Here is a 217-nt window from a genome sequence, read left to right on the forward strand (position 1 = left end):
ATTAGCCCCCATTCATTACGCCATTGTTATGCCACCCATTTGCTTGAGCAAGGCTTAGATTTGCGCTCATTGCAAGCCCTGCTCGGTCATGCCAGCTTGAATACCACCGCTCGTTACACGCATTTAACGCAAGTAAAGCAAGCCAACTGCGTGTTGGCAGTGAACCTACTGGCCGATAAACTGGTGTTGATGTGGGCAAACTCATGAGTACCTTTAT

General features: G+C 48.4%; 1 protein-coding gene. It reads left to right on the forward strand.

Going from position 1 to position 217, the window contains the following annotated elements:
• Positions 1–207: tyrosine-type recombinase/integrase (locus ACK8OT_RS19385; protein ID WP_410198148.1), on the forward strand; the 207-nt coding region annotated here is incomplete at its 5' end.
• Positions 208–217 lie beyond the last annotated feature (10 nt).

The sequence above is a fragment of the Motilimonas thetidivivens genome (assembly GCF_046452435.1).
Lineage (GTDB): Bacteria > Pseudomonadota > Gammaproteobacteria > Enterobacterales > CBDFNC01 > Motilimonas.